Origin of the sequence: Tissierella sp., from assembly GCF_052089545.1 — a bacterium.
Classification (GTDB): Bacteria; Bacillota; Clostridia; order Tissierellales; family Tissierellaceae; genus Tissierella_A.
On record NZ_JBQDAA010000166.1, the window covers coordinates 1 to 5,236 of the forward strand.

Sequence of the window (5,236 nt, forward strand, 5' to 3'; positions counted from 1 at the left end):
AATTTTCTATTCTCTAGCTAAAGTGATATAATGAGAACAGTTACAAGCTAAGATTAAAAAGTAGCGTTTTATTAAGTCAAGTCCATAATCTTGTGTAAAATACTATACAATGCTTTTATCTTTCATAACCAACTCTTTGAGTTGATTATATTAATAAACAAATCTTATATCCAGATCTCATTTCGCGCTCTCAAGGCCACGTTCTCAGCTTCTGCTTTTTCTTCTATCGTTTGAATAAAGTTTGGTTTTCTACTACCTCGTCCATCCACTAAGCCGTCAGGACCAAGTTCTTTGTACTTTTTAACCCATGGATACACATTATTGTAGGACACCTGATATTTTTCAGCAGTTTCCTTATAAGATAAATCAGCTGCTAAGCAGTATTTAACGATTTTAATTTTTTCTTCTTGTGTTGTTTTTTTACCTTTCATCATATACATCTCGGGTTTTGGAGAAAAGCTCCTAGTTTCTTCCCTTTTAGTATGCTTATTTATCCAGTTTTTCACAGTATCTGCTTTTGGTATATTATATTAAACAGCTAGTTGACCTATAGATAATTGATCTTCTAAATATTCTTTAACGACTGATTTCTTAAATGTTTAGTATATTTATTGTTCTTAGATTTAACTTGAATCCCACTAATCCCATGTTCTTAATATCTTAGGGCTTTATCCAAAAAAGAGGTCCAATTAATCAATAAACCATAGGTTTCTTTTATTTCTTTAGAACTGATATCTTTATTCAGACACATCAAAATATATTTTTCGATTTCTTCAGTTGTATGTTTAATATTTGAACGCATTAAAATCCCCCTAAGATAAGATAGTTTTACTTTTTCAAGTGTCTACTTTAGGGGGAGCATATCACAAAATGATCCATCAACACCTTGTATTATAGAAACCTCGTTTCGAGTTACGTTCATTTGTTAAAACTCTATTTGTTAATTTTATTTTTTGGTTAATATTTTTAGACTATAATTCAGCTCCCTTAAGTTTGAAACCATAATATTCAAGCATTAATTCAACAAATAACATGTTAGGCCAAGAAAACCACTCTCTTGTATACTCTTCTGGTCGATCTTTGTGGAATCCCTCATGTAAAGTGTTTTTTCCTGCATCAGTTTCAACCATACGATCTAACATTTCTTTTTTAAACTCCTTATTTTGACTGGTTAGTCCTTTCATTGCTAAGCTCATGTGCCATATATAATCATTCGGAGTATGTGAACTTCCAACACCTGAGGCTGCTTCTCCTGTATAATAAAATGGATTTTCATCGCTTAATAATGTTTTCCTTGTTTCCTGATAAACCAAGTCATTGATATCACAGTATCCAAGATAAGGTGCTGAGATAAGATTGGGAACGTTTGCATCATCCATTAAGGAAGCATTTCCTAATCCATCTACTTCGTAAGCATAAACTTTATTTCCAGCTTTGTTTTCTGTTATTCCGTATTTTTCAATACCTCTTTTAATTTCATTTCGTAATTTCCTTATTCGTTTAATTTTTGCTTCATTTTTTGATATTTTTTTATAAATTTCCTCTAAATATCCTAATACTGCAACTGCAAACATATTTGATGGTACTAAATAATTGTAGATACACCGATCGTCACTTGGTCGAAATCCACTCCATGTCATTCCAGTATATGCAACTGGTGGTCCAAAGCCATTATGAGTTAAAGTATCATTTTCTTGCGTATTATCTCTTTTAAATGTATAAGAAGAATTTTCGTGATTCTGTTCAATTTCCCAAACGTCTAGAATCCTGTCTACACCGGTATGGAAATTTTCATTGAAAGAGCTGGTGTCACCAGTTTCTTTATAATATAGATAAGCTAATTGAACTGAATAAGCTAAAGAATCAATTTCATATTTTCTTTCCCAAATAATGGGTTGCATTTCTGTTTGGTCATTTTGGTGTCCCTTATCATTATCTGTTTTATTAAAAGCATTTGCATATGGATCAATATTAATCATTTGAAAATGACGTTCGATTAATCCTTTTATAATTGAACGAATTTCCTCACTCTCATTTGCTAAGAATAAATAGGGTCTAACTTGTGCAGTTGAATCTCTTAACCACATCGCTGGAATATCACCAGTTAATACAAATGTTGTGTCATCATCTAATACTTTTATTGTGTTTTGCAGTGTATCTAAGAAACTATTATTAAATAAATTTAACCAATCTGGTTGATCTGTGGCTAACTTATTAATTTTTTCCATAAATTTCTTAACAGATGTTGGTATTTTATCTTTCATTATAATTCTCCTTAAATTTTTAATAATCATATGGTTGAATTAATTTAGGTTTATATTTTGCAATATCACCTAGATGATATTGTTTGACTTATTTTTTAATTTTTAAATCTATATTGATAAAGTAGCTAGTTTAATATTCTGAGTAAGTTTCTTTAGCTAAAAGAAGACTACCAATGATGCCGGAATCATTGCCAAGTCCTGTGGATAGGATATAATCTTTAATTGATGATATTTCTAAGTAGTCAGACAAAATATTTTCAAATTTATTATGAATTTTATCAAGCAAATGATTTTGATTCATAACTCCACCACCAAAAATGATACAATCTGGTCTTAATATTGTTGTATAAGTCAATGCAGCATGGGCTAAATAATGCGCTTGAATATCCCATGCTTCATGATCCTGATTTAGTTCTTTAGCAGACTTTCCAAACCTGGCTTCTATAGCAGGCCCTGAGGCCAATCCTTCTAAACAATCTTCATGATAGTCACAGATTCCTTTGTAATTATCTTTTCCATGACGAGGAGGGTAAAAATGTCCCATCTCTGGATGATTTATTCCTCCCAGGAATTTACCATTGATGATTGAACCACCTCCTATTCCAGTCCCTACGGTAATATAAACACAAGAATCTTTCCCTTTAGCTGTCCCTAATTTATATTCAGCTAGTGCTGCAATATTGACGTCCGTTGTCCACCCAATTGGTATATCGTATCTTTTTTTGAAAACACCTAAGAAATCAGTGTTTTTCCAAATTAATTTAGGGGTTGACTTAATATAACCATAGGTATTTGATTGTTTATTTACATCAATAGGGCCAAAAGAACCAATACCAATTGCTTTTAAATCATATTTGTCAAATAACTTGAAAACTTCTTTAAAAGTTTCATCAGGGGTCGTTGTTGGAATACTACGCCTCTCTATAATATTCATGTTATCGTCGCACACTGCAAAAATAAACTTTGTTCCTCCTGCTTCAATTCCACCGTACATTTATAATCACTCCTCTTTAGTATTATAGTATTATTTAAATTATATCTGGGCTAAATCATTAATTCAAATATAGTTGGACTTTTACATAAATTGTTAATCTTGTAAAGTGAAGTAAAAAATTTAAAAACCTTTTGTGATATATCCACACTAATATTTCTACTACAGAAATAAAGAGAGTGACCACAAATGGTCTACACACGTCTTATCAAAGATGAAGTTGGATGGTTAGAAAAATACCATGATATTGGATATAATGAAACACAAATTGCACATAAAATTGGACGATTAAATCAATCAATTTATAAGATCTAGGCCTTCCTAAAGTAAGTAATACAAGACGAATAAGACGAAATGCGGGATAAACAAAAAAACTTTTACAGACAAGTAACTTCAGTATATTAAAAAGTGATTGACTGATGGCTGGGCATCAAATGTTATCAATGGTCGAAATGAAAAGGACAAAGGATGCTTTATGCGAAAACTATATAAACGAACAATAAGGTTGTCATATCAAGGCTAGTCATTATTTTTAGGACTAGTCTTTTCTTATCTGAACTTTTGAGTTGGTCTTAACCCATATTAAAGTATAGTTATGTAAAACTGATAAAAAAGAGGAATACAAATGAAAGTGTTGATCCTATTCGCGCTGAACCAACAGGCACTATATGAGCTTCTGGGGAGCTTAGACAGGTATTCTATGGACGATTACCTCTTCTAATCGTTAGAAAGTCTCCTGAAGTCCATCTTTCACCAATGAACCTTAACTTTTTTTATAGTTTTTTGCTGTTTTTCTAGCTATATTTAAATCTTCTGTTATTAAGTATTCCAGTCTTTCACAGTACTCTTGGCTCGAATATTATATTTACTCGCTAAATAATCAAAGCGATACCCCGTTTCAAAGTGCTTATTACTATCTTAGCTTTGAATTTTTTTGTATATCTATGATTAGTTCGTTGATATTTTATACCTTCTAAACCATGAGTTTGATACTTATGTATATACCCCATAAAAATAGCCCTCTTCAAAGTATTTTTTTTAGTGTCTACTTTGAAGGGAGCATATCAACACAGAGATAGTTTTTATTTAGATTATTTAACAGATAATGGATCCTTTTTATAAACCACTAAAGCTAGTTCTTCTGAACTAAATAAATTAGACTGTGACAGCTAAATAAGTTCCATACCCTGATATTTCTATATCTTTACTACCTGCATCAATGAAAGCTGAGTTCCCTTTGTCTAAACTAATTAAATTATTATCTTCTTTAATTATCAAGGAACCATCAATCACTATGATGGATTCGAAACTTTCTTTGGATACATGATGAATAAAAGTTCCATCAAGTTCTACTTTAGTGGTTACGAAGTGTGAGGATGAAACTAAAAGCTGTTTTGTATGATTTTCATATTCTTCTAAATCACCTTGTGGTTTAAAGTCTGTATTCAATGGAGTTAAAGTAGATACGTCTAATGCTTTATCAACGTGTAGGTCTCTCAAATTTCCATCGGTATCTTTACGGTGATAATCATACACACGATAAGTGATATTTGAATTTTGTTGGACCTCACAAAGCACAATGCCTCTCCCAATTGCATGAATAGTTCCGGACTCGACAAAAACAACATCACCTTTATCTACTTCAACATGATTTAATTTGTCTAAAAAGGATGGGATTAATTTGTTAATTGCCATTTTATTTGTCTCCTATCTTATTAAATGCATAAAGGGCTCCACCAATAAGACCATTATCATCACCAAGTTTTGCTTTAATAACTTTGATATTATCTTCTTGAACTTTAAATACTTTCTCTTTTAAACGACTCTCAATTTCTTCTACAAATCCAGGAATTTTTAAAGCAACTCCACCACCTAATACAATTACATTAGGATCAATTAGCGCAACAATAATACCAAGCATATTCGCAAGATATTCTTTTGCCTCTTCCATAATTAGTGTTTACTGAACAAGTACTAAATT

At 31.4% G+C, this 5,236-nt stretch carries 7 protein-coding genes; 1 reads left to right on the plus strand and 6 read right to left on the minus strand.

What is annotated here, in order from left to right:
* Window positions 1-164 precede the first annotated feature (164 nt).
* The 4 genes from ACTHW2_RS10480 to ACTHW2_RS10495 form a co-directional block, all read right to left on the minus strand.
* Entirely contained in the window at window positions 165-506 is a 342-nt protein-coding gene (locus tag ACTHW2_RS10480) for a helix-turn-helix domain containing protein (protein WP_442263863.1), read from the minus strand.
* Window positions 507-652: 146 nt separating this feature from the next.
* Window positions 653-802: a hypothetical protein gene (locus ACTHW2_RS10485; RefSeq protein WP_442263864.1), complete on the minus strand. Its 150-nt coding sequence runs from the start codon at window positions 800-802 to the stop codon at window positions 653-655.
* Between the two features lie 169 nt (window positions 803-971).
* Window positions 972-2,264, minus strand: coding sequence for a glycoside hydrolase family 125 protein (locus ACTHW2_RS10490; protein ID WP_442263865.1), 1,293 nt, complete (start codon window positions 2,262-2,264; stop codon window positions 972-974).
* Between the two features lie 130 nt (window positions 2,265-2,394).
* Entirely contained in the window at window positions 2,395-3,258 is an 864-nt protein-coding gene (locus tag ACTHW2_RS10495) for an ROK family protein (RefSeq protein ID WP_442263866.1), read from the minus strand.
* Between the two features lie 186 nt (window positions 3,259-3,444).
* On the opposite strand from ACTHW2_RS10495, the gene ACTHW2_RS10500 reads away from it, so the two are divergent.
* Window positions 3,445-3,570, plus strand: coding sequence for a hypothetical protein (locus ACTHW2_RS10500; protein WP_442263867.1), 126 nt, complete (start codon window positions 3,445-3,447; stop codon window positions 3,568-3,570).
* Window positions 3,571-4,410: 840 nt separating this feature from the next.
* Here the strand turns inward: ACTHW2_RS10500 and ACTHW2_RS10505 are convergent.
* Window positions 4,411-4,950 carry a class I mannose-6-phosphate isomerase gene (locus tag ACTHW2_RS10505; protein WP_442263868.1) on the minus strand — a complete coding sequence of 180 codons (540 nt, stop codon included), beginning with the start codon at window positions 4,948-4,950 and terminating at the stop codon, window positions 4,411-4,413.
* A gap of 1 nt (window position 4,951) precedes the next feature.
* Entirely contained in the window at window positions 4,952-5,206 is a 255-nt protein-coding gene (locus ACTHW2_RS10510) for an ROK family protein (protein ID WP_442263869.1), read from the minus strand.
* Window positions 5,207-5,236: the final 30 nt, after the last annotated feature.